The sequence below is a fragment of the Paraliomyxa miuraensis genome (assembly GCF_026337845.1).
Classification (GTDB): Bacteria; Myxococcota_A; Polyangia; order Nannocystales; family Nannocystaceae; genus Paraliomyxa; species Paraliomyxa miuraensis.
In genome coordinates this window covers 1-22,703 of record NZ_JAOVZF010000122.1, presented here as the reverse complement: position 1 = coordinate 22,703, position 22,703 = coordinate 1, and the positions used below count along the sequence as shown (strand labels likewise).

Genomic DNA, 22,703 nt, shown 5'->3' with positions numbered 1-22,703 from the left:
GCACGGGCCGAAGCGCGCCTCGATGCCCTGCGGAATCGACCAGATCATCCTGCGAGCGCAGGCCGTGGTGTTCTCCCGAGCAACGCGGCCGAGTGGCCGCCTTCCTGCTCATTCACGCTTCGAGGGGCCCCGACCGTAGAACCCCGCTCGCACGATCTCTTCCATCCCCCCGAGCTCGATCACCGCCCCACGCGCCCGCGTATGCAGCACCGTCCCCGTCCCGTCCTTGCCATGCGAGGTCACCCACACATCGTCCTCCGCTCGTGCCACCACCTGCCGCGGCTGCATCCGGGGGCCGAGCTCCGCCCGCTCCCACCCCCCCTCGCCCTGCTTGCGCCACAGCGACCCGTCGCGCTCCTCGAAGTTGAGCTGCTCGTACGATCGCGGCGCCTCGCTGCCGCACGTCGCCCACCACGTCGGTCCCACGATCGACAGTGACGCCACCGCGCGGCCGCACTCGGGCTCGGGGAGCGCCTGCAGCTCGGTGCCGTCCCAGCGCACCAGCAGCGGCCCGTCCTTGCGCCCGCCAAAGCCGATCACCTCCTGCGGCCCCCGGGCGACCAGGCCGTGCAGCCCGCCCGCCGTCTCGCCCGACGCCGCCACCAGCTGCTGCGTGCCATCGGCCGCGATCACCAGGATCGACCCGCCCTCGAGCCCGACGAACGCCTCCCCGCTCGGCAGCGCATCGAAGGCCACCGCATCGCGCCGTGACAGCGTGGGGCCCTTGGCCGGCCCGGCCAGCACCGCGAGCAGCTTGGCGCTCGCCACCGCGCGCTCGGCCCCCTTGTACTCCGGCGTCTCGTAGAATTCCTCGGGGCACAGCGAGCAGAAGTGATCGGTGTCCAGCGCGGGCGCGTAGAATCCCCGCCACGCCAGCACCGAGTCATCCTTCCACGCCCGCACCGCCCGGGGATACGCGATCATCGTGCGGCTCGACCCCTCGACTTTCGCCCAGCGATCGTCCTTCCAGCGGTAGAGCGCATAGGGCTCGTCGTGCAGCCCCGGCAGCGAGAGCGTGAGGAACGGAGACGTGGGCCACCACCCTCCCACCTGCACCGTCCACCACCCGCCCCACTCGCCGATCGCCTCGAGCTGCGGCTCGGGGCCCTCGTCGCGCAGGTCGTGCAGGGGCAGCTCGATCCCGCCGAGCAGCGCCGGATCATCGTGGATCGTTCCCCCCGGATCCACGCGCAAGAGCTTGGGCCCGGCGGAGATCATCAGCGTCCCGTCGAGCAACGGATGCAGCCCCAGCCACTCCTCGGATGTCACCACCGCATGGAACCCGGGCATCGGCAACGGCCCCACGGGCCCGGCCGCCGGCGCTTGGGCGCTCTCGATCATCGCATCCACCGCCCCCCCGAGCCCGCTCCTCGGCGCCGCTGCCCTGGTCGACGCGTCCGCCTCCCCCCGAGCGCCCGCATCCGGCTCGCTCGCCGCTGCCCTCGCGCTCGCCCCCGCGTCCGCCTCCGCGGTGGGCGTCGCCCCGCCGCATCCCCACGCCACCAGCATCGCCCCGCCGATCCACCGTCGCATCATCACGAGCCCGCTCCTCCGCACGTTACCCCACACTACCGCCGCGACCCACCCACTCCACGAGTGTCTCGAAGACGCCGCGCAGGAGCTCCGTCCAGCCCCTGCCGCCCCGCTTTCCTACCCGCGCGGGGCCTTCGCGACCTCGACGCGCAGCCGCTCGATCGCGACCTCGAGCGACGTGACGGGCAGCGGCTCCCCGGCAGCCACGGGCACGAGCAGCTCGAACAACTCCATGGCGCCCACCGAGCCCGCGGCGCCCTTGAGGGTATGGGCGAGCTTGCGTACGCCCTCGGCATCGCCGGTCTGCAGCGCGGCCCGCATGCGGGGTAGCTGCGCATCGGCCTGGGCCACGAGCTCCTCGAGCAACAGGCCGATCTCGGCCCAGTCGTCGCCAAACGTCTCCCGGAGACCCCGTAGGTCGAGCGTGGGCGCGGGACTCGAGCTGGACGAGCTTCCCTCGTCGAGGGCGACGGTGGCGTCCCAGCTGTCGAGCTGACGCAGCACCCGCAGCAGCTCTCGGCGCCGGATCGGCTTGCTGACGTAGTCGTCCATGCCCGCGGCCAGACACCGCTCCCGATCCGACTCGAGCGCATGGGCGGTCATGGCCACCACGGGAAGGTGGCGCCCGTGGCCGGCCTCGCGCCGTCGCAGCTCCTCGGTGGCCTGCAGACCGTCCATCACCGGCATCTGCACGTCCATGAACACCACGTCATAGGGCACGGCCTCCATCAGCTCGAGCGCCTCGCGACCGTCGCCCGCCACGTCGATGTGGCAGCCGAGCTGCTCGAGCATCCTCCGCGCGACCTTTTGGTTGACCGCGTTGTCCTCCACCACCAGCGCGCGCGCCCGGCTCACGCCCGGCGGTCGGGCCTGCGCGTGGAACCGGGAGTAGCTCGTGGGCAGCGTGACGGGGGGACCCTGCTGGGGCTCGTCGCGGCGGGCCCACGCGGTGGCGAGCACGTCCATCAGGTCCGACTGGTGCACGGGCTTGACGAGATACGCGGCACACCCGGCCTGGTCGACCTCGGTCGTGCCCGCGCGGTGGGTCACCGAACTCAGCATCACGAGCACGGTGGAGCGCAGCGCATCGTCACGCTTGATGCGGCGCGCGAGCTCGAGGCCGTCCATCTCGGGCATGTGGAAGTCGAGGATCGCGATCTGAAACGGTTGCCCCTCGGCGCTGGCCTGGTGCAGCCGCCCCAGGGCCTCGGGGCCCGAGGCACACGAGGCCGACGCCAGGCCCCAGCGCTCCAGCTGCTCGGTGAGGATCCGGCGGTTGACCGCGTGGTCGTCGACCACGAGGATCCGCGCGCCGGTGAGGTCGTCGGGCACCGACGATCGGGGGGCATGGTGGGCCACGGGCAGCGGGAGACGGACCGAGAAGGTGGAGCCCCGCTCGGGGCGGCTCTCGAGCGAGAGCTCGCCGCCCATCAACACCACGAGATCCTTGACGATCGCCAGGCCGAGGCCCGTGCCGCCGTGGGTGCGCGTGGTCGACATGTCGACCTGCTGGAACTGCTCGAACACCGAGGCCTGTCGGTCCTCGGGGATGCCGATCCCGGTGTCCTGCACGTCGATCCGAAACCACCCCTGCTCGTCGCGTGGCTCGTGCTCCACCGACACCAGCACGTGGCCGTGGTCGGTGAACTTGGTCGCATTGCTGACCAAATTGAGCAGGATCTGCCGGATGCGCCCGTGGTCGCCCACCACGTTGGCCGGGGTGTCGGGCAGGTAGCGGGAGATCAGTGCCACGTCCTTGGCGTCGGCGGCCACCGCCTGCTGGTCGAGCACGTCCTCCACGAGCGAGCGCAGGTTGAACGGCACGGCCTCGAGCTTCATCCGGCCGGCCTCGATCTTGGAGAAGTCGAGCACGTCGTTGAGTAGATCGAGCAGGGTGACCCCGGAGGTGTGGGCGATCTCGGCGTAGTCGCGCTGGTCCCCCTCGAGCTCGGTGTCGAGCAACAGGCCCAGCATGCCGAGCACGCCGTTCATCGGGGTGCGGATCTCGTGGCTCATGTTAGCGAGGAAGCGCGCCTTGGCCTCGGCCGCAGCCTCGGCCTGGGCCTGGGCCAGCTCGGCCTGGGCCTGGGCCAGCTCGGCCTGGCGGCGTGACTCGTGGGCGCGCGCGAGCGCGCGAGACCGCAGCACGTCGAAGGCGTGCACGGTGCCGGTGAGGACGACCGCAATCGTGATCAGGGTGACGGCCTGGGTGCGGATCACTGGCGGGTCGCCCACGGTCGTGGCCGCCACCGCCACCGTGCACATCGCGATCACACCGCACCACAACCATCCGGCTCGGCCTCCGAGCGTCAGGGTGAGCAGGACGGGGAACACGAGCAGTGAAGGCGCACTCGGTCCGAGAATGCCGCCGGTCAGGATCATGGCGGTGACGACGAGCGCCGCGAGCATCACGCCCATCGCGTTGGCCACCACGGTGAACGACAGGCCCGACCGGATGAGCAACAGCAGTACGAACAGACTGACGACGCCAGCCGCCGAGACCACTCCACCGGGCGCGTTGCCGGCCAGCGGCTGGATCATGGCCGACAGCCCCAGGACGCCCGCGAGCATCAGCAGCATGCCGGCGAAGAGGCGGAGACGATCGAGCTCGGCCGGGTCGCGACCGGGGCGCTCCGGCTGGACGATCCACTCGACCGACGCGAAGAACCACGGCGGCAGCCAACGCGGTGCATCGCCGAACGAGAGCGATCGACCAGGATCCATCCCGTTGTCCAAGACCTCCCACTCATGGTCGCATCGAGGACGAGGTCGACCAACTGTTGTTCTTGCGTGGGCAGGTGGCGCTCGCCGAGATCGCGGTTCCGGGTGTCGGGGTAAACCTCAGCGAGACGACCCGGCGGAGCTGTTCGGTCTCCCGGTCGACTGCGCGGCTCTTGTCTCATGAGGATCGAGGAGCACGCGCGCACGCTCTTGCTCGATCAGTGTCGCATCCACGATCACCCCATCAGCGCGACGACGAGGCTGCTGCCGAGCATGCCGGCCGCAACGGGAGCCCACAGCCGTCGCTCGGCCTTGCTCGGGGTGGCCAGGTTCATCAGCAGCGACAGGCCGCTGACGACGACCGGGATCCAGATCGTCCACGCAGGCCAGCTCGTGGTCAGGGGAACGTCGAGGCCGGCTCGACCCATCACCACGAGCGCCAGCAGTCCGAGGAGCCCGGCCTGGATCACGGCGCCGATGCGGAGCTTCGCCGGGAATCGGCCGGGGTGGCGGCCGCCCATCGCCAGGTGTCCCCAGGGCGCACCCGCTGCGAGCGCGAGCTGGAACAGCACGACGATCGCGACGAGGACGCCGAACACGAGCGCGGCGGTCGAGGGACTCATGACGGATCTCCACATGGGGATTTCCAGCCGGATTGTGTGCAAGGACGGTTCCGCTGCCCACCCGTTCAGAACCCGGAATCACCCTCGGCCGGCCTCCCTGACTGCGCAATCCCTTGCGCAGTGCCGCCCATAGCGCGTTCGTGACCAACATCAACCAGAATTTCGCCCGGCCGATGCATCCGCGTCATGGGGTTCAGGGACAACCGACCCGGGACCGCTTCGAACATGACTTCGCATGAGCTCCAGCGGATCGACCTGCACGTGCACTCCAAGTACGCGGGACGGTTCAATCCCGCCATCCTTCGGCAGCTCGAGGTCGACGAGTCGTATACCGAGCCCCAAGACCTCTACGAGCGCCTCCTGCACCGGGGGATGTCGCTGGTCACCATCACCGACCACGACGCGATCCAGGGGTGCCTCGAGATCGCGCACCTGCCCTACACCTTCATCTCCGAGGAGGTGTCTGCGCGATTTCCGGAGAACGGCGCGATCATCCACGTGCTGACCTACGGCATCACCGAGGCCCAGCACGACGAGCTCCAGCGGCTTCGGCGCAACGTGTACGAGCTGGTCGAGTACATCCGCGGGCAAGACATCCTGCACGTGCTCGCGCACCCGTTCTCGTCGGTCAACCACCGCCTCACGCCCGACCAGCTGCGCAAGTCGTTGCTCATGTTCGACACCCTCGAGGTGATCAACGGACAGAAGGATCCCCACCACGAGCAATTCGTGCGCGACGTGATCGCCAAGGTCGACGATCGCATGCTCGAGCGCTGGGCCGAGCAGTACGACATGCCCGTGCCGCGCCGCCGCAACTGGGGGATCACGGCCGGCTCCGACGATCACGTGGGCTGGTCGATGGCCCGCGCCTTCACCACCTTCAGGGGCCCGCGCACGTTCGAGGGCCTGCGCGCCGCCATCGACTCGCGCAACGTGGAGGTGCACGGGCTCGAGAAGAACTGCGAGAGCTACGCCCACACCGCGTACTCGGGCACCATCGACCACTTTCGCATCAAGTTCGGCAAGGGCGAGGGCGGAGCGTTCAAGCCCGACAACAAGCCCACGGTCAGCCACCTCATCGAGCTGGTGTCGGAGCGCAAGCTGCCGGCGGATCTCGAGTCGCTGCCGCCCGTGCTGCAGCGGCTGATCCCGGCCGCGTTCGAGGCCCTGGCCGAGTTGCCCGAATTGCCCTCGATCGCCGACTTCAAGGAGCGCGCCCGCGACCCGCAGGCCCACCGCGAGCTCTACGAGCTGGTCCATGGCGCCTTGCTGCGCGCGTTTCGGGCCTGCGGCGACAAGATCCGCGAGAGCGGGAGCAAGTTCGATGCCGAGGCGGTCATCGACGAGATCCCCACGCTCCTGCGGCTGTCGGCGCTCAACCTCGGCTACTACTTCGGCTTTCGCTTCTTCAACGGCGAGCGGCGCCGGGGCTGGGCGCTCTACGAGAGCCTCGGGCTCCCCGAGCCGGTTCAGCGAGCCGAGCGGGCCGCGGTGTTCTGCGATGCACTCGACAACGTCGACGGGGTCTCGATCGGTCTGCGCCGCATCGTGCACGAGATGCGCGAGGACGGTCGCGAGGTCTACCTGTGCGGTGCCCACAGCGACGACTCGGTGGAGACCCGTCAGGCCGACGAGATGGTCCGGTTCCCCACCCTCACGCGCTTTCCCCTGCCGGGCTACGGCGCCTACGAGCTGCGGTGGCCGAGCCTCATCGAGGTGATCCGCTGGCTCACGACCAACGAGATCGACGTGGTGGTGAGCACCACGCCCGGTCCGGTGGGCCTGGTGTCCGTGCTCGCGGCCAAGATGCTCGACATCCCGGTGATCGGCCAGCACCACACCAACGTGGGCGACTTCGCCGCGCGGATCCTCGGCGATCCGACGATCGGGCGCGTGGTCAACGGGTTCACCGGGTGGCTCTACGGCAACATGCGAGAGGTGGCAGCCCCCAGCCGCAGCACGGCCGGCATGCTGGTCGAGCAGCTCGACGTGCGATCGGAGCGAGTTCGCGTGGTGCGGCGTGGGGTCGACATCCAGCGCTTCCACCCCGGGCACGGCGATCCCTCGTTCTGGCCGAAGCAGGGGCTCGGTGGCCGCAACACCCTGCTCTACGTGGGACGGCTGTCCCGCGAGAAGAACCTCGACTTCCTGGTCGATGTGTTCCGCGACCTGGTCGATCACGGCGCCGACATCGAGCTGGCGCTCGTGGGTGACGGGCCCGAGCGGGAGACGCTGACGCAGACCCTGGCTGGCTATCCGGTGGCGCTGACGGGGTACCTGCGCGGTGAGCAGCTCGCCACGGCCTATGCCTCGGCGTCGCTGTTCGTGTTCCCCTCGACCAACGACACGTTCGGCAACGTGGTCATGGAGGCGCTGGCGTCGGGGATCCCGGCGCTGGTCACCGACGTGGGTGGCCCGGCCGAGCTGGTGCACCACCGGGAGGCCGGCTTGGTGCTGCCCGCCGGTGATCACGGACGATGGAAGGACGCCATCGAGACCTTGATGCTCGATGCTTCGCGACGCAGGGCGATGGGGCGCTGCGCTCGTCGCCTGGCGGAGGAGTCGACCTTCGAGCGAGCGCGGGCCGAGCAGTGGGCGTTCTACGCCGACAACATCGCCCGGTTCCGTCAGGACGTGCGCATGCGCGTGCGTTAGTCCGTCGCGCGGCTCTTGTGTCGTCGGCCGTGGCGTGCGAGACATGCCACCATGTTGTTGGACCGAGGGTTGCAAGCCGAGACGATCGTGCGTGGGCTCCTGCAGAGCGCGGGGATCAAGTCGAACACCAAGCCCGAGACGGTGGTTCGCGAGCTGTTCGAACTGGCGGGCATCGGCATCGACGGTGGCAGTCGCGGCGACATCGTGATCCACGACGAGCGCTTCTACGAGCGCCTGCTGCGGGACAAGAGCATCGGTCTGGGCGAGTCGTACATGGACGGCTGGTGGGAGACCGACGCGCTCGACGTCTTCATCGAGAAGGTGCTGCGGGCCGACCTCAAGCGCAAGATGGCCGACAGCTGGCGGCTCAAGCTGCTCGGGGCGCAGGCGCTGCTGTTCAACCGTCAGGGGGTCGAGAAGGCACGCGCGTCGATCGCCGTGCACTACGACATCGGCAACGACCTCTACGAGCGCATGCTCGACCCGCGCATGGTCTACACCTGCGCCTACTGGAAGGACGCCAGCACGCTGGCGCAGGCGCAGGAGGCCAAGCTCGATCTGGTGTGTCGCAAGGTCGGGCTCGAGCCGGGCATGCGCGTGCTCGACCTCGGCTGCGGCTGGGGAGGCTTTGCCCTCTATGCGGCCGAGAAGTACGGCTGCGAGGTGGTGGGGGTGACCGTGTCGGCGGCTCAGGCCCAGCTGGGGCAGGAGCGGGCGAAGGCGTCGGGGCTCCCGGTGGAGATCCAGCTCGCCGACTACCGCGAGGCGCGAGGCCGCTATGACCGCGTGGTGTCCATCGGGATGATGGAGCACATCGGGCCCAAGAACTACCGCACGGTGATGGAGATCATCCGCAAGACGATGGTCGACGACGGCGTGGCGCTCATCCACACGATCGCCAACAACCGCAGCGTCAACCACGGCACGCCGTTCGTGGAGAAGTACATCTTCCCCAATGCGGTGGCGCCGTCGCTGGCCCAGCTCGCGCGGGCCGTCGAGGGGACCTTCGTGATCGAGGACGTGCAGAACATCGGGCCCGACTACGACCCGACGCTGATGGCGTGGTGGGACAACTTCGTCGCGGCGTATCCCGACCTCGACGCGAAGAAGTACGACCAGCGCTTCTACCGAATGTGGCAGTTCTACCTGCTGGGAGCGGCGGGGGCGTCGCGCTCGCGCGATGGGCAGCTCTACCACTTGGTGCTGACCAAGGTGGGGCGCAAGCAGCCCGATTGCCGCAAGAGCTGAGTCCAGGGCGCGAGCGGGCGCCGCGGTGATCAATCATGGGATTCGCGGTTGTTCGGCTGGTAGGCCGCCGCGTACCATGGATGCGATGAAGCGGCTGTGGCTGGGCTCGTGCCTGTGCGTGGGGATCGCCTGTGGCTCGGGCGTGGACGTGGGCGGCAGCGGCGGGAGCCGGGGCTCGGGGTCCGCGGAGGACTCGGGCGAGACCGGGGGCACGACGTCCGACGGCTCGGGCACGGCGGGCGCGACCGAGGTCGACACCACCGCGGGCTCGGCCGACACCACGGGCGACCCCGAGCCGCTACCGCCGCCGCCGGCCACCGGGATCGAGATCGTGGAGATCACGGTCGATCAGGGCGTTCGCGTGCCGGTGTTTCGCGACGGGGCGCTCGTGGGGCCGGCCGAGCGCAACGCGGCGGTGCTGCAGGGGCGGGAGCTGGTGCTGCGGGCGTTCTTCGAGACCGACCCGGGATGGCAGGCCCGCCCGATCTACGGGCTCTTGACGCTCGAGCACGACGACGGGACCACGGCGGTCTACGAGGGGTTCACCGAGGCCAGCGAGCCGCAGTGCGCGGCCTTCGACCACCTCTACGACTGCCGCTACGGCGACGACAACGGGTCGCTGCTGTGGCGCGTGGAGGGGGTCGACGTGCGCCCGGGCACCGCCTACCGCATCGAGCTGCTCGAGGCGATACCCGGCCACGAGGACGACGTCTCCGACAAGAGCCCGGTGTTCCCCGTGGACGGCGGCACCGAGGAGATCGGCATCGAGAGCAGCTACATGAAGATGCGCGTGGTGGTGGTGCCATTCTACCACGACGTGGGGGCTGCCTGTGCGCAGGCGCCCGACCTGCTCGAGGAGTTCGGCACCGACTACCACGGCAACCCGCGCACGGTGGCGGGGCTGTTTCGCGAGCGCCTGTTCGCCAACAACCCGGTCGACGAGGTGGAGATCATCGTGCACGACGTGGTCGACTACGGCGGCAACGCCCAGCAGGGCGGGGGGCTGCTGCAGACCCTGCAGCAGCTGCGCTTCGCCGAGGGGGCGCCGCCCGAGTACTACTACTATGGCGTGATTCGACCGTGCCAGGGCACGCCCGACTTCTCCGGGATCGCGCAGCTCGGCGGACCGTCGCCGGGGCAAGCCGCCCAGCGGGTGGGGTGGGGGGTCTACCACGGCAATCCCAGCACCACGGCCGATACCTTCGTGCACGAGATCGGCCACGAGCAGGGGCGGTTCCACATCGCGTGCTCGGGTGACGAAGGTGGCCCCGATCCGTCGTACCCCGATCACCCCGACGGCAACACGCTGTCGTGGGGCATCGACGTGATGAGCAAGCCCACCATCATCAAGCCGCCCAGCTCGCACGAGTACATGAGCTACTGCGGGCCCACCTGGGTCAGCGAGTGGGGGTGGCACCTGGTGTCGCCGTGGATCGAGGAGATCAGCTCGTGGGAGCGGTCTGGTGGCGTGGGTCCCACGCGGCCGCTGCTGGTCGGCACGGTGCGAGCCGACGGCAGCTCGAGCTTCTACGTGGCGCAGGGGTGGTTTCACGAGGGGCTGGTGCGGTCGGGGCACGTGGTACGCGTGACCGCGGTGGACGGGCGCGTGCTCGAGGTGCCTGCGCAGTGGCAACCCTGGGAGCGCAGCGACGACGCGAACGTGATTGCACCGTTGCCGGTGGCGCTCGAGGAGATCGAGGCGCTGCGCTGGGTGACGCCACGGCGCAGCGGGGTCATCGACCGTGCGACGGTGCGCGAGGTCGAGTCGCTGGCGGGGCCCTCGACGACGGTTGGCCCCGCTCGGTACAGTCCTGCTGTCCCATGAAGGTCGAGGTTCCCATGGCGCGTGGCACTTGGTGGCAGATCGGTTTCATTGCACTCGCCCTCGCGTGCGGCGACGACACGGGCACGACCCCGCCGACCACCGACGAGCCCGGGAGCTCGAGCGGATCGACGACCGGCATGGTGAGCGCGACCAGCATGGTCGATCCCTCGACGACCACCGCCGACTCGTCGGCGAGCTCGAGCGGCGACACCACCGTGGGAACCTCCGTCGATACCGGCGAGTCGTCCACGACGGGGCCGGTCTGCGGTGACGACGTGCGCGAGGGCAGGGAGGTCTGTGACGGCGGCGATCTCGGTGGCCTGACCTGCGCCGACGTCCCGGGGTTCGTGAGCGGGCCGCTGTCGTGCCTCGACGACTGCTCCGACTTCGACACCTCGCAGTGCTTCGAGAGCGCCGTGTGCGGCAACAACATCCGCGAGGAATCGGAGGCGTGTGACAACTTCGATCTCGCCGGCGAGACCTGTGAGAGCCAGGGCTTCGACAGCGGGACGCTCGATTGCAGCAACGACTGTACGAGCTTCGACACCAGCGAGTGTGGGACCTGTGGCAACGTGATCGTCGATGGCGACGAGGTCTGCGACAGCATCGTGCTGCTGGGCGAGACCTGTGAGAGCCAGGGGTTCGAGACGGGCGCCCTCGGGTGCAATCCCGACTGCCTCACCCTCGACACCAGCGGCTGCGGCATCTGTGGCAACGCGATCATCGATGGCGAGGAGATCTGCGATGGCGTCGACCTCGCCGGCCAGGACTGCATGAGCCTGGGCCTGGGCATGGGCACGCTGGGCTGCGTGGCCAGCTGCATGGCCTACGACACCACGATGTGCGAGCTGGGCTGTGGCAACGACGTGATCAACGGCATGGAGGTCTGTGACGGCACCGATGTCGGCGGTCAGACCTGTGCCTCGCAGGGCTTCCCCGGTCCGGGCATGCTGAGCTGCTCGCCGGACTGCACGGCGCTGGACACCAGCACCTGCACCTCGGGCAACTGCTGCGTGGCCCATGCCGGGGGTGGATGCGACGACCCGGTGTGCGAGGCTTCCGTCTGCGCCGTGGACCCGTTCTGCTGCAGCTTCGAGTGGGACGGTATCTGCGAGGCCGAGGCCATGGTCGATCTCAATTGTGCGTGCTGAACGAGCGCACGTGCTGAACGAGCGAGCCCCACGCTCGTACGTGCGAACGTGGGGCTCGAGGCATCGGGGCCGGATCTCGCTCAGTCGATGCCGGCCAGCGGATCGTTGCTGTCGACGACCTTGATCTTGCGACCGTCGTCCTTCTTGGAGGACTTGGGGCGCGGGGAGCTGCTTCCGCCGCCTCCACCACCGCCGCTGCTGCGCGGGCGGCTGGGTTCGGCCGGACTCTCCTTGAAGTTCGTGCCCCGGGTGCGGTCGACGTCGGCTCCCTTGGCGACGTTGGGCTCCTGAGTGTCCTCGGCGATGTCACCGGCCTGGATGATCTTGGCCGGCTCGGTGGGGGCGGCCTTGACCTCCTCGCTGCCACCCTTGTTCATCATGAAGAAGGCGCCCGCGCCTCCTCCGACCACGAGCAAGCCCACGAGGATGATGGGCAGCGGACCACGCGGGGGCTTGATGTCGTCGAGCCCCAGCGAGGGCGAGGGCTCGACCATCGTGGGCACGCCCATGTCGGGCGCCATGCCCATCGGGGCCATGCCCATCGGCGGGGCCTGCATGGGAGGCGCCATGCCCATCGGCGGGGCCTGCATGGGAGGCGCCATGCCCATCGGCGGGGCCTGCATGGGAGGCGCCATGCCCATCGGCGCGGCCGGCATTCCCATGTTGGCCGGGGCCTGCTGCGCCTGCCCTTCCTCGTCACCTCCGGCGACGGATTCCAGCACTTCGTAGAGCGCGCGGATCTCCTCGTCGACTTCGGCGAGCGCGGCCGTCTGGCCACTGGCCGCGAGTTGCTGTCGTTGGGCCTCGAGCGTTTCGAGGCGCGCCAGCGAGTTCTCAATCCATGCCTCGTCTGTTGCGGCGGTCATTTCGTCGATTTCCCCTTGGCTCGACGATCGTGCTCGTCCCGCTCCGCACGGGACATCGTTCCCCATCGTCGCAGCTGACTATTGCACATGCGCGGGCGTGTCGTGTAGCCCGTTGCGGTTGGACGCACGAGTCGACGTCCAGGTTCCCGAACGCGCTCGACTGGACTTGGGTGGGGTCCTCCGGTGGGTCCTCGTGGCGCCGCCGATGTGGTCACGGGTGCTCGGCGGGCGCGGGGACACCGACCCGGTCTCGGTGGGACCTCCGGCAGGGTTGCTTCCGGCGATGCGGGGCTCGCGGGCGGACCCTTCCCCACGGTGCGGGCTCACTGGTGCTCCATCGAGGGTCCTGATATTGAAGGGGCACGATGGCCACGGACGAGCCTCACGAGGACCAGGCCAGCGACGCAGACCCTGCGTCGAGTGATGGCGACGCAGCCGCGCGCGCGGACGAGCCCGAGGCGCCGACCGGCGAGAGGGACGAAGACGAGCCCGAAGACGAGCCCGAAGTCGAGCCTGCGTCGGAGAGCGCGGCGGAGCCGACATCCTCCGACACCGCAGATGGCGAGCGGGTGCCCGTGGTCGCCAAGCCCGCGGCGGCCGCAGGCCGAGCCTCGCGGCTGTGGTGGGCGCTGCCGGTGCTGCTGGTGGCCGAGCTCTACGTCTACGGCCACGCGGGTCGCTTGCAGGTCTGCGTGGGCAAGGAGGGCGAGACCGACTTCGCGCTCGTCGGTCAGGAACGCACCGACGCCAACCGCTGGAAGTTTCCGCGCTGCGAGACCCGCGACAACCTCGGCCTACGCAGCCAGCGGGACGCCCAGCTCGAGGACGCCACCAAGGCGGCGTGCCGTGGTGCGACCGTCTTCCGCCACCAGGGCGAGGCGAAGGCCTGCATGGCGCAGGAGCAGGGCTGGCAACACCAAGTCGAGGATCACTTCGTACCTCCGTGGGATCCCGCCTACTACCGGCACCTGTTCTGGTTCTTCTACTGATCATTTGATTCCGCAAATGGGCCCGTCCGCCGTTCAGGAGGGGTTCCGAGGGGTTCTGAGGCCGTCCCTGGCCGTGCCGGGCCGAGTTGGGTCGAGTTGGGCCGAGTTGGGCCGAGTGACCGGAAAATTCGGAAAACCCCTACCAATGGCCTCCTCGACCGCTGCGCCGCCCTTTGGCATGCTAACCATGGGGATATGAAGGGCGCTGGTCCGACCCGCGAGGGGACGTGGGGCGAGCTCGATGGGCGGTCCGACGTCTTCGACGAGACGGTGGCCGGAACCGAGGCTCCGGCTCAGACCCGCGTCTCCTATGCGCCGGGGACCAGGATCGGTCGCTATGTGATCCTCTCCGAGATCGGATCCGGCGGCATGGGCGTGGTGTACGCGGCCTTCGACTACGAGCTGAACCGCAAGATCGCGCTCAAGATCCTCACCCCCAAGAAGGCCAAGGTCCGAGTTCGCAGCGCCGACCAGGCCGCGGGTCGCCTGATGCGAGAGGCCCAGGCGATCGCCCGCCTGTCCCATCCCAACGTGGTCAACGTGTACGACGTGGGCCGCCATGGCGAGGCGGTGTTCGTGGCCATGGAGTTCATCGAGGGGCTCACCCTCACCCGCTGGCTCGAGCAGGAGGAGCGGTCGCTGCGAGAGATCTGCAAGGTGTTCGCCGACGCCGGGCAGGGGCTGCTGGCCGCCCACGAGGCGGGCCTGGTGCACCGCGACTTCAAGCCCGACAACGTGCTGGTGAGCGCCGACGGTCGCGTGCGCGTGCTCGACTTCGGCCTCGCTCGAGCCGATCCCACGCACTCGTCGCAGTTCTCCCACGTCTCGCATGTGTCCCACGTGTCCAACTCGCTCGATGGCGAGGAGCCCGAGGACGAGCTCGACGGCGTGCCCCAGTCACGCGATCTCGGCGAGTCCGACGTGCTGTCGTCGCCGTTGACGCTCGATGACGCGGTGGTGGGCACTCCCCGCTACATGGCCCCGGAACAGCACGCCGGGGTGGGCGTGGATGCCCGTAGCGACCAGTTCAGCTTCTGCGTGGCGTTCTACCAGGCGCTCTATCACCAGGATCCGTTTCCCGCCGATCGCCTGCGCGATCTGGTGCGGCTCAAGCAGCAGGGGCAGATCGCACCGCTGCCGTCCGACGTTCGCGTGCCCTCGTGGCTCGAGGAGCTGGTGCTGCGCGGGTTGCTGCCGCGCCCGGCCGATCGCTGGCCGTCGATGCGAGAGGTGGTCGACCGGCTCGAGCAGGACCCCGAGGCCAAGCGCCGCCGCGGGCTGTTGATGGGCGGTGGGGCGATCGTGCTGGTGATGATGGCCGCCTTGACGGGCCAGCAGCTCTCGCAGAAGGAGCGGCCCTGCCAGGACGGCGCGCGTCACCTGCAGGGGCTGTGGGACGAGCCGCGCCGCGAGGCGATCCGCCAGGCCATCGTGGGGACCGAGCTGGCCTACGCCGATCACACGTGGAGCGAGGTCGAGCGACGGGTCGATCGGGATCTCGAGCGCTGGGTCGACACTTATCGCGACACCTGCGAAGCCACTCGCGTGCGTGGGGAGCAGAGCGACGAGCTGCTCGATCTTCGCATGAGCTGCCTGCAGGACCACCTGAGCGAGGTTCGAGCGGTGCTCGACGTGCTCTCCGAGCCCGACGTCGCGGTGGTGCAGCGCGCGGTCTCCATGGTCAGCGGGCTGCCCGGCTTCGAGGGCTGTGCGGACGCCGAGCAGCTGCGGACTCGATTGCCGCCGCCGCAGGACGAGGCGACCAAGCAACGCGTCGAGCAGCTGCGCCAGAGCCTGCGCGATGCCAGGGCGCGCCAAGTGGTGCAGCCGATGCACGAGATTCGGGCCCAGGTGCAGGAGGTGCTGGCCGAGGCGGAGACGCTGGGCTACGAGCCGCTGCGCATCGAGGCCCTGTTCTCGCTGGGGGCCGCGCTCGAGCACGAGGGTGACTACGCCGGGGCGGAGACACGGCTGCGCGAGTCGCTGTGGGCGGCGCTGCGGGCCCAGCACGATCGGGTCGCGGCCCAGGCCTGCATCCAGCTCGTGTCGGTGGTGGGGGATCGGCTCGCGCGCTACGACGAGGGCCTGACGTGGGCGGAGCAGGCGGCGGCCCTGCTCGATCGCACGGGGGCCCAGGGGGCGGGACGGATCGGGCTGCTCAACAACGAGGGCAACGTCTGGCATCGCAAGGGCGACAACGAAAAGGCGCTGGCCCTCTACCAGGAGGTCGTCTCCCGTCGCGAGCAGGCGGGAGAGGCCGAGAGCCCGTCGACGGCGGTCGAGCGCATCAACCTCGGCAACGCGCAGGTCGCCCTGGGGCAGTTCGACGCCGCGCTGGTCAGCTACCGCGAGGCGGAGGCCTCGCTGCGGCGCACGCTGGGCGAGGGGCACCCGCAGATCGCCACCGCGGTCGCGAGCATCGGCCACGTCTACAGCGCGTCGGGGCGCTATACCGAGTCGCTGGTGCAGTTTCGCCGGGCGCTGCCCGATTTCGAGGCGTGGCTGGGGTCCGAGCACCTGTTCGTGGCCACGACGCTGATGAACATCGGCATCGCGGAGCGCGAGCTGGGGCAGCTCGACGAGGCCGAGGCGGTCTTGCGGCGGGCGCAGGGGATCTACGAAAAGAAGCTGGGGGCCGATCATCCGCAGGTCGCGGCGTGCCTGTCGAACCTGGCCGAGGTTCGCATCGAGCAGCAGCGCTACGACGAGGCCGAGCGGCTGTTCCAGCGCGCGCTCGAGCTGGGGCTGCATCGCCTGGGCGAGGGGCACGAGGCGGTGGTGGGGAGCCGGCTGTCGCTGGCCAGCCTGGGGCGGCGGCGGGGAGAGGCGCCGCGGGCGGTCGGCACGATCGAGGGGCTGGCCACCCAGGCCGAGAAGGACAAGCTCGACGAGGTGCTGCGAGGGGCGATCCACTTCGAACTCGCGAAGGCCCGGTGGGACGCAGGACAGGCGGCCGAGCGGGCGCGAGCCGATCTCGAGCGCGCCCGTGCGTTCCTGCGCCAGGGCGGCGGGCGGGGCCTGGAGGCGCTGCGCGAGCTCGATGCCTGGGATCGCGAGCATGCACGCGACGATCGACCACGCCTTCCCGATGGCTCGATCGCCCCGAGCGGCGATGACCGCGAGCTCGGCGAGGGCGTCGAACCGGCGACGAGCCCCGCGCCCGCCGGCCAGCGGAGGCGCGCGCCGAAGCCCTGATAGGTTGATCCCGTGTCCCAGGCCGACCAGGTCACGCTGCCCGGCGAGCACGAGGGCGACTCGACGGACGACCGTGACCTTGGTCGTGACCGTGACCGTGATGTCGCCGAGCTGGTCGGGCGCACGTTGGTCGACCGCTTCGAGGTCCGCGGAGTCCTGGGCCACGGTCGGCATGGCACGGTGTTCGCGGCCCACGATCTGCGGCTCGGTCACGACGTGGCGCTCAAGGTCTTGCCGGGGCTCGGCGCCGATGCGCTCGCGCGCTTCAAGCAGGAATTCCGGGCGCTGGCCGATGTGGGACATCCCAACCTCGTCACGCTGCACGAGCTGTTCGTGCGCCCCGACGTGGTGTTCTTCAGCATGGAGCTCATCGGCGGGGGCGACTTCCTGACCTGGGTTCGTCCCGGCGGAACGCTCGCGCTCGCACGCCTGCGCACGGCGACCGCCGAGCTGGCGCGGGGGCTGACCGCGCTGCATGCCGCGGGGGTGCTGCATCGCGACCTCAAGCCCTCCAACGTGCTGGTCCGCGAGGGGGGCGGGGTGGCGCTGGTGGACTTCGGGCTGGCGCGACCGCTGCAGCGGGGCGACGACGAGGACGGGACGGTGGGGACGCCGCGCTACATGTCGCCGGAGCAGGCGGCCAGCTACGTGCTGGGTCCGGCGAGCGACTGGTACAGCGTGGGCGTGATGCTCCACGAGGCACTGGCCGGGGTGGCGCCGCTGCGCGAGCTCGAGGGCTTCTCGCTGCTGGTGGCCAAGCAGACGACCGACCTGCCGTCGGTCGCCTCGGTGGTCGCGGACGGGGTGCAGCTCGCACCCGAGCTCGTTGCGCTGTGCGACGAGCTGCTCGCGCGACGGCCCGAGCGGCGCCCGAAGGCGGTCGAGGTGCTCGCTCGGCTCGGGGTCGAGCCCGAGCTCATGGGGCTGGGGCACGGGCACGGGATCGCGGGAGAGGAGCGTGTGTTCGGTCGTCGTGACGAGCTGTCGCGGCTGCACGCCGCCCTCGATCGGGTGCGGGCCGATGACGACGGTGGCTCCGACTGCACGGTGGTGGCGTTCGTGCACGGGGCTTCGGGCACGGGCAAGTCGGCGCTGGTACGCAGCTTCGTGCAGCGGGTGCGCCTGCGCGGCGATGCCCTGGTGCTCGAGGGGCGCTGCTACGAGCGCGAGACGGTGCCGTTCAAGGGGATCGATGGCCTGGTCGACGAGCTGCGTCGTCACCTGCGGGCCCGCGCACGCCGAGGCGAGCCGCTGACGCCTCCGCCCGGGGCCGGTGCGCTGGCACGGCTGTTTCCCGTGCTCGCCGACGTGCCGGGCTTTCGCGAGGAGCGATCCGTGGGCGACGAGCGCGACCCGGTGGCGCTGCGCGACGCGGCCGTCGACGCCCTGCGTGGCGTGTTGCGGCGGCTCGCCGAGGACGAGCGGCTGATGCTGGTGCTCGACGATCTGCAGTGGTGCGACCCCGACGGTGCGCGGGTGCTGGTCGAGCTGCTGCGGGGCTCGGGCCGTCCGCCGCTGCTGCTGGTGGCGGGCTACCGCGACGACGCGGGCCGCCGAGGTGCCGTGCTCGATGGCCTGCGTGCCCGAGCGCGACCCATCGCCGGGGCTCTGATCGTCGAGGACGTGGAGCTCGGCCCTCTCGCCGACGAGGAGACCCGAGCGCTGGCGCTGGCGCTGCTCACTGGACACGAGGATGCGCAGCCGCTCGCCGAGCGGGTCGCTCGCGAGTCGCGGGGACTTCCGCTGCTGGTGGTCGAGCTCGCCCGTCACGTGACCCTGACCCGTCGCGAGGGGGTGGCGTCCGCTGGCGACGAGCTGCGGGCCGTCGACGCGCTTCGGCTCGAGTCGGTGATCCAGTCGCGGGTGGCTCGGTTGCCCGCGCCGGCACGGCGCCTGCTGGAAGCCGTGGCGGTGGCCGGGCAGCCGCTGGCCCAGCAGGTGGTGCTCGACGCGTGTGACGACGAGGCGCGGCGCCCGGAGGTCCTGGCCTTGCTGCGCCGGCAATGCCTGGTGCGCACGCAGGGGGTGGCGCTCGAGGACGAGGTGGAGGCCTACCACGATCGGATCTCGATCGCCGTGCTCGACGCGCTCGATCGCGAGCAGCGGCGACGCTGGCATGGGTCCCTGGCCGAGGCGCTGCAGCGCCACCACGGTGACCACGAGCTCCTCGCCGTGCACCTCGAGGGAGCCGGACGGGACACCCAGGCCGCCGAGCACTATGCGATCGCCGCGGACCAGGCGGCAGCAGGCCTGGCGTTCAATCGTGCGGCGTCGCTGTTCGAGTCGGCGCTGCGCCTGGTGCCCCGAGCGCACGAGGCGAGCGCAGCGTGGCAGGTGGGGCTGGCCGATGCGCTGGCCCACGCCGGGCGCGGAACGGAAGCCGGGCGGGCCTACCTGAGGGCGGCTCGGGTCGCGCAGGCCGGGCAGGTGCTCGAGCTGCGTCGACGCGCGGCCGAGCAGCTGCTGCGCTCGGGCCGGATCGGTGAGGGTCTCGAGCCCATGCGCGACGTGCTGCGCGGGGCCGGCTTGCCCGAGCCGGGCAGCCCGCGGCGGGCGGTGCTGGGCTTCGTGTGGAACCGCCTGCGGATCCGTGCGCGCGGCCTTCGGCCCGGCCGTCGGGGCGGGCTTCGGTTCCGCGAGCGCTCCGCCGACGAGGTTCCCGCCGCACTGCTGCTCGAGGTCGATGCGTGCTGGTCGGCGGCCACGGGTCTCATCCAGGTCAATGTGATCGTGGGGCAGAGCTACCAGGCCCAGCACCTGCTGCTCGCGCTCGAGGCCGGCGAGCCCCGCCGGGTGGCGCGGGCACTGGCGGTGGAGACGCTCTACGCCGCCACCGCAGGCGAGGCAGGGGCGGCCCACACCACGCGGCTGCTCGCCGAGGTCGAGGCCCTCGCCGAGCGCCTCGACGATCCGCGTACCCAGGGGCAGGCCAAGCTGGCGGCCGGGGCCGCGGCGACCTATCGCGGGCGCTTCGGTGAGGCGCTGCCCCTGCTCACCGAGGCCGAGGAGGTGCTGCGCACGCGCTGCTCCGACGTGGCGTGGGAGCTGTCGATGGCGCGCACGTTCACCGTGATGTCGCTCTACTACACGGGGCGGCTGCGGGACATGGCGATCACCACGGAGCGTGCGCTCGAGGACGCGGCGGCTCGCGACGATCTACACACCGCCCTGATGCTGCGGGTGTCGCATGGGCCGATCGAGTACCTCATGGTCGACGACGTGCAGGGGGCTCGGCGCGAGCTGCAGGAGTGCCAGGACCAGTGGCCCGATCAGCTGGCCCGCGCCACGTTCCTCTACGTGGCGGTGCTCAGCGAGACTCGGATCGAGCGCTACGCGGGCCGCGGCGAGGCGTCGTGGGAGCCGTTCGAGCGTCACTACCGGGCCATCGAGCGCTCGCTGATGCTGCAGCGACCCCCGCTTCGGATCTTCATGCTTCACGATCGAGGCGGAGCCGCGATGCTCGCGGCCCAGCAGAGCCACGGCGCTGCGCGGCGGCGATACCTGCGGTTGGCCACCAAGGTGGCGGCACGCCTTGCGCGAGAGCCCGGGCCATGGGGGGTGGCGATGGGGGCACCCATCGTGGCCGCGCTGCGAGCGGCCATGGGGGATCTCGAGGCGGCTCGCACCGTGCTCGAGCACTCGGTGCCCGCGTTCGAGGACCTGGGCATGCAGCTCCACGCGCGGGCCTGTGCGCGGCGCCTGGGGGAGCTGCTGGGCGGGGACGAGGGGCGCGCGCGGATCGAGGCCGCGGATGCGGCCGTGGCGTCCGAAGGCGTCGTCGATCCCGAGCGCATGGTGGGCATGCTGGTCCCTCCCGTGCTGGGGTGGGACGGGGGCCGAGCGTAGGCCCAAACCCGAACGGGCCCGAGGCGGCGGTCAGAACCGGCCCTGGATCACCAGGCCACCGAAGCCTCGGCCGGCGGCCGGCGTCACGCCGATCGTCTCTCGCAGCTTCTCGTCGCGGGCGGCCTTGGCCTTCTTGCGCTTCATGACCCCGGCCACGATGAGCCCGACGCCGGCGAGGGCGATCACCGGACCCACGATCGCGCCCGTGATCTGCAGCGCGTTGCCGGTCTTGCCCGACTTCTCCGCGTCGTCTCGCTCGTCCTCGGTGGTGGCCGCGAGGAAGTCCTCCTCGGCGCGGTTGGCAATGATGCCGCCGCCGACGAGCAGGCCCACTCCGCTGAGCACGCCGATGCCGATCGTCACCGCGCCGCCGACGATGAGCCCGCCGCCGTCGTTCTCGGACTCGAGCACGATGATGCTGGGGGTGTTCTTGTCGGTCTTGGGCTCGGTGGGCCCGACGGGCTCGGTGGGCCCGGGGTCGGGGGTGGCCGCGAGCTCCTTCTCGGCATCGGCGAGCGCGCGCTCGAGCTCGTCGGCCTTCTCTTGCACCGCCGCGCTCACCGCCGCGCGGTCGCCATAGGCGGCCTTGAAGTCGGCGAAGTAGTCGTCGAGCACGGTCTTGCCGCTGCGGAGGTGGTCGATGTCCTTGCTGCCGTCGTCCTTGCGGGCCCGGGCGTAGCCATCGAGGTGAGCCTGAACCACGTTGAGCAGCACGTTCTCGCGGGTGGCCCGGTTGGCCTGCGCCTCGGGCAGTCGATCGAGCAGCCGCGTCCACGCGGCGGCGGCTCCGGCAAAGTCACCCTCGCCGTACTTGTCCTGGCCCTCCACGTAGAGACGCTCGATCTCCCCCGAGTCGGGAGCGGCCTGGACCGACAGCGGAGCCATCGCCAGGCTCAACGCGACGGTGCCGGCCAACAGGCGCGGCAAGAGATGACGAACGGACCGTACCGTGCGGGGCGCGGGAGCCATGAGCCGGAGTGTCTCTGCACCGGGGCGGTGGCGTCAAACCCGAGGCGCGCGCGTGCGCGCCGAAGTCCCTAGCCGCCGAATCGGCCCGCCACCGTGGGATCGACCAGGCACAAGCGCTCGAACACGGCGTCGGCTCCCGGGTATTGTGACCCCTTCTGGGCGGCGGCTCGGATCGCCCGCACCAGGCCCTCCAGACACTGCGTGGCCAGCCCGGGCTCCCACTCGGTCAGCCCACGCTCGGTCATCTCTCGATCGAGCGCGGCGTACATCGAGCGGGCCAGCTTGGCCTCGCCCGCCTCGAGGCAGGCCTGCGCCAGGGCCAGGCGCCGGATGTAGCGCATCCGCGCCGAGCCGGTGCCATCGATGGCGTCCTTGGCCAGCTTGAGCGCCTCGGGGGCCTTGCCGCCCTTGAGCAGGGTGGCGATCTTCCCGAAGGGCTCGCCGGGGTCGTCGGACCGGCCGCCGCCGCCGCCGCCTCCGCCCTGGCCGGCGGTGACCTCCGCGTTGATCCACGCGCGCGTCTGCTCGTCGGCCAGCGGCGAGCCATCGGCCGCGACGAGATCGGTCAGCTCGGGCATGCGGCGCAGGATCGTGCCCACCTCGCCCAGCAGCGCCTGGCGTGCGGGCTCGTACTCCTGGCCGAGCCGCTGCAGCGACAGCGAGGACAGCCGCTGCAGATCCAGGCAGAACCGGAACTGCATCAGCGCCGACTCGGTCTCCTCGAGCAGGGCCGCCCACTTGCCGTTCTGCTCCATCAGCGCGAACTGCTGGCGCCGTGCGGGCGGGAGCCCGGGAATCTGGGTCTTGCCCCCGGGTCCGGCGGGCGGCGCGTTGTCGAGGTGCAGCCACACCCCCACCCGCAGCAGCCGGTAGGCGGCGGGGCTCGAGAGCTGCGCCCGCCGCAGCAGACCCGCCGCCTTGACCAACGCGCGACCGGTCTCGAGCAGGTACTTGCTCACCTCCTCGGCGCTGCCCACGTCGGCGGTGGGGGTGGGCATGGCCGGCGCCGCGGCGGGGGCCGGTGCGGCGGCGGGCGGAGGCGCGGCCGCCGGGGTCGGGGCCGCCGCCGGGGTCGGAGCCGG

13 protein-coding genes are annotated in these 22,703 nt (G+C 70.7%); 7 read left to right on the top strand and 6 right to left on the bottom strand.

The annotated features are described in order from the left end of the window. Positions 1–108: 108 nt before the first annotated feature. From OEB96_RS01635 to OEB96_RS01625, 3 genes are all read right to left on the bottom strand, one after another. The gene (locus OEB96_RS01635) at positions 109–1,539 is read right to left on the bottom strand and encodes a hypothetical protein (RefSeq protein WP_266213622.1); all 1,431 of its coding nucleotides are present in this window, start codon (positions 1,537–1,539) and stop codon (positions 109–111) included. 111 nt (positions 1,540–1,650) lie between these two features. Continuing rightward, entirely contained in the window at positions 1,651–4,257 is a 2,607-nt protein-coding gene (locus OEB96_RS01630; protein WP_266213621.1) for a hybrid sensor histidine kinase/response regulator, read from the bottom strand. Positions 4,258–4,490: 233 nt separating this feature from the next. Further along, a complete protein-coding gene (locus tag OEB96_RS01625) occupies positions 4,491–4,877 on the bottom strand; it encodes a hypothetical protein (protein WP_266213620.1) in 387 nt (128 codons plus the stop codon). 225 nt (positions 4,878–5,102) lie between these two features. On the opposite strand from OEB96_RS01625, the gene OEB96_RS01620 reads away from it, so the two are divergent. The 4 genes from OEB96_RS01620 (at position 5,103) to OEB96_RS01605 (ending at position 11,756) form a co-directional block, all read left to right on the top strand. Further along, complete coding sequence (locus tag OEB96_RS01620; protein WP_266213619.1) at positions 5,103–7,532, top strand: glycosyltransferase; 2,430 nt, start codon at positions 5,103–5,105, stop codon at positions 7,530–7,532. A gap of 51 nt (positions 7,533–7,583) precedes the next feature. Then, positions 7,584–8,780: a cyclopropane fatty acyl phospholipid synthase gene (gene cfa, locus OEB96_RS01615; protein WP_266213618.1), complete on the top strand. Its 1,197-nt coding sequence runs from the start codon at positions 7,584–7,586 to the stop codon at positions 8,778–8,780. Positions 8,781–8,865: 85 nt separating this feature from the next. Beyond that, positions 8,866–10,605: a zinc metalloprotease gene (locus OEB96_RS01610; protein ID WP_266213617.1), complete on the top strand. Its 1,740-nt coding sequence runs from the start codon at positions 8,866–8,868 to the stop codon at positions 10,603–10,605. A gap of 14 nt (positions 10,606–10,619) precedes the next feature. Continuing rightward, positions 10,620–11,756, top strand: coding sequence for a hypothetical protein (locus tag OEB96_RS01605; protein ID WP_266213616.1), 1,137 nt, complete (start codon positions 10,620–10,622; stop codon positions 11,754–11,756). Positions 11,757–11,836: 80 nt separating this feature from the next. Here OEB96_RS01605 and OEB96_RS01600 read toward each other — a convergent pair whose 3' ends face one another. After that, on the bottom strand, positions 11,837–12,622 hold the full coding sequence (locus OEB96_RS01600) for a hypothetical protein (RefSeq protein ID WP_266213615.1): 786 nt from the start codon (positions 12,620–12,622) through the stop codon (positions 11,837–11,839). A gap of 365 nt (positions 12,623–12,987) precedes the next feature. Between OEB96_RS01600 and OEB96_RS01595 the strand changes: the two genes are divergently transcribed. The 3 genes from OEB96_RS01595 to OEB96_RS01585 all read left to right on the top strand — a co-directional run bounded on the left by OEB96_RS01595 (position 12,988) and on the right by OEB96_RS01585 (position 20,652). Further along, a complete protein-coding gene (locus OEB96_RS01595; RefSeq protein WP_266213614.1) occupies positions 12,988–13,611 on the top strand; it encodes a hypothetical protein in 624 nt (207 codons plus the stop codon). 195 nt (positions 13,612–13,806) lie between these two features. Beyond that, positions 13,807–16,806: a serine/threonine-protein kinase gene (locus tag OEB96_RS01590; RefSeq protein WP_266213613.1), complete on the top strand. Its 3,000-nt coding sequence runs from the start codon at positions 13,807–13,809 to the stop codon at positions 16,804–16,806. 12 nt (positions 16,807–16,818) lie between these two features. Beyond that, the gene (locus OEB96_RS01585; protein ID WP_266213612.1) at positions 16,819–20,652 is read left to right on the top strand and encodes a serine/threonine-protein kinase; all 3,834 of its coding nucleotides are present in this window, start codon (positions 16,819–16,821) and stop codon (positions 20,650–20,652) included. Between the two features lie 30 nt (positions 20,653–20,682). On the opposite strand, the gene OEB96_RS01580 is transcribed toward OEB96_RS01585, so the two are convergent. Next, positions 20,683–21,621, bottom strand: a complete 939-nt coding sequence (locus OEB96_RS01580; protein ID WP_266213611.1) for a hypothetical protein — start codon at positions 21,619–21,621, stop codon at positions 20,683–20,685. Between the two features lie 68 nt (positions 21,622–21,689). Beyond that, positions 21,690–22,703 (bottom strand): type VI secretion system domain-containing protein (locus OEB96_RS01575; RefSeq protein WP_266213610.1); only part of this gene is annotated, 1,014 nt, incomplete at its 5' end.

Bases quoted from the DNA above. Each gene is read 5' to 3' on its own strand.
- OEB96_RS01590 (WP_266213613.1), top strand. From the start codon at position 13,807: ATGAAGGGCGCTGGTCCGACCCGCGAGGGGACGTGGGGCGAGCTCGAT.
- OEB96_RS01595 (WP_266213614.1), top strand. From the start codon at position 12,988: ATGGCCACGGACGAGCCTCACGAGGACCAGGCCAGCGACGCAGACCCT.
- OEB96_RS01580 (WP_266213611.1), bottom strand. From the start codon at position 21,621: ATGGCTCCCGCGCCCCGCACGGTACGGTCCGTTCGTCATCTCTTGCCG.
- OEB96_RS01605 (WP_266213616.1), top strand. From the start codon at position 10,620: ATGGCGCGTGGCACTTGGTGGCAGATCGGTTTCATTGCACTCGCCCTC.
- OEB96_RS01625 (WP_266213620.1), bottom strand. From the start codon at position 4,877: ATGAGTCCCTCGACCGCCGCGCTCGTGTTCGGCGTCCTCGTCGCGATC.
- cfa (WP_266213618.1), top strand. From the start codon at position 7,584: ATGTTGTTGGACCGAGGGTTGCAAGCCGAGACGATCGTGCGTGGGCTC.
- OEB96_RS01620 (WP_266213619.1), top strand. From the start codon at position 5,103: ATGACTTCGCATGAGCTCCAGCGGATCGACCTGCACGTGCACTCCAAG.
- OEB96_RS01610 (WP_266213617.1), top strand. From the start codon at position 8,866: ATGAAGCGGCTGTGGCTGGGCTCGTGCCTGTGCGTGGGGATCGCCTGT.
- OEB96_RS01600 (WP_266213615.1), bottom strand. From the start codon at position 12,622: ATGACCGCCGCAACAGACGAGGCATGGATTGAGAACTCGCTGGCGCGC.
- OEB96_RS01630 (WP_266213621.1), bottom strand. From the start codon at position 4,257: ATGGATCCTGGTCGATCGCTCTCGTTCGGCGATGCACCGCGTTGGCTG.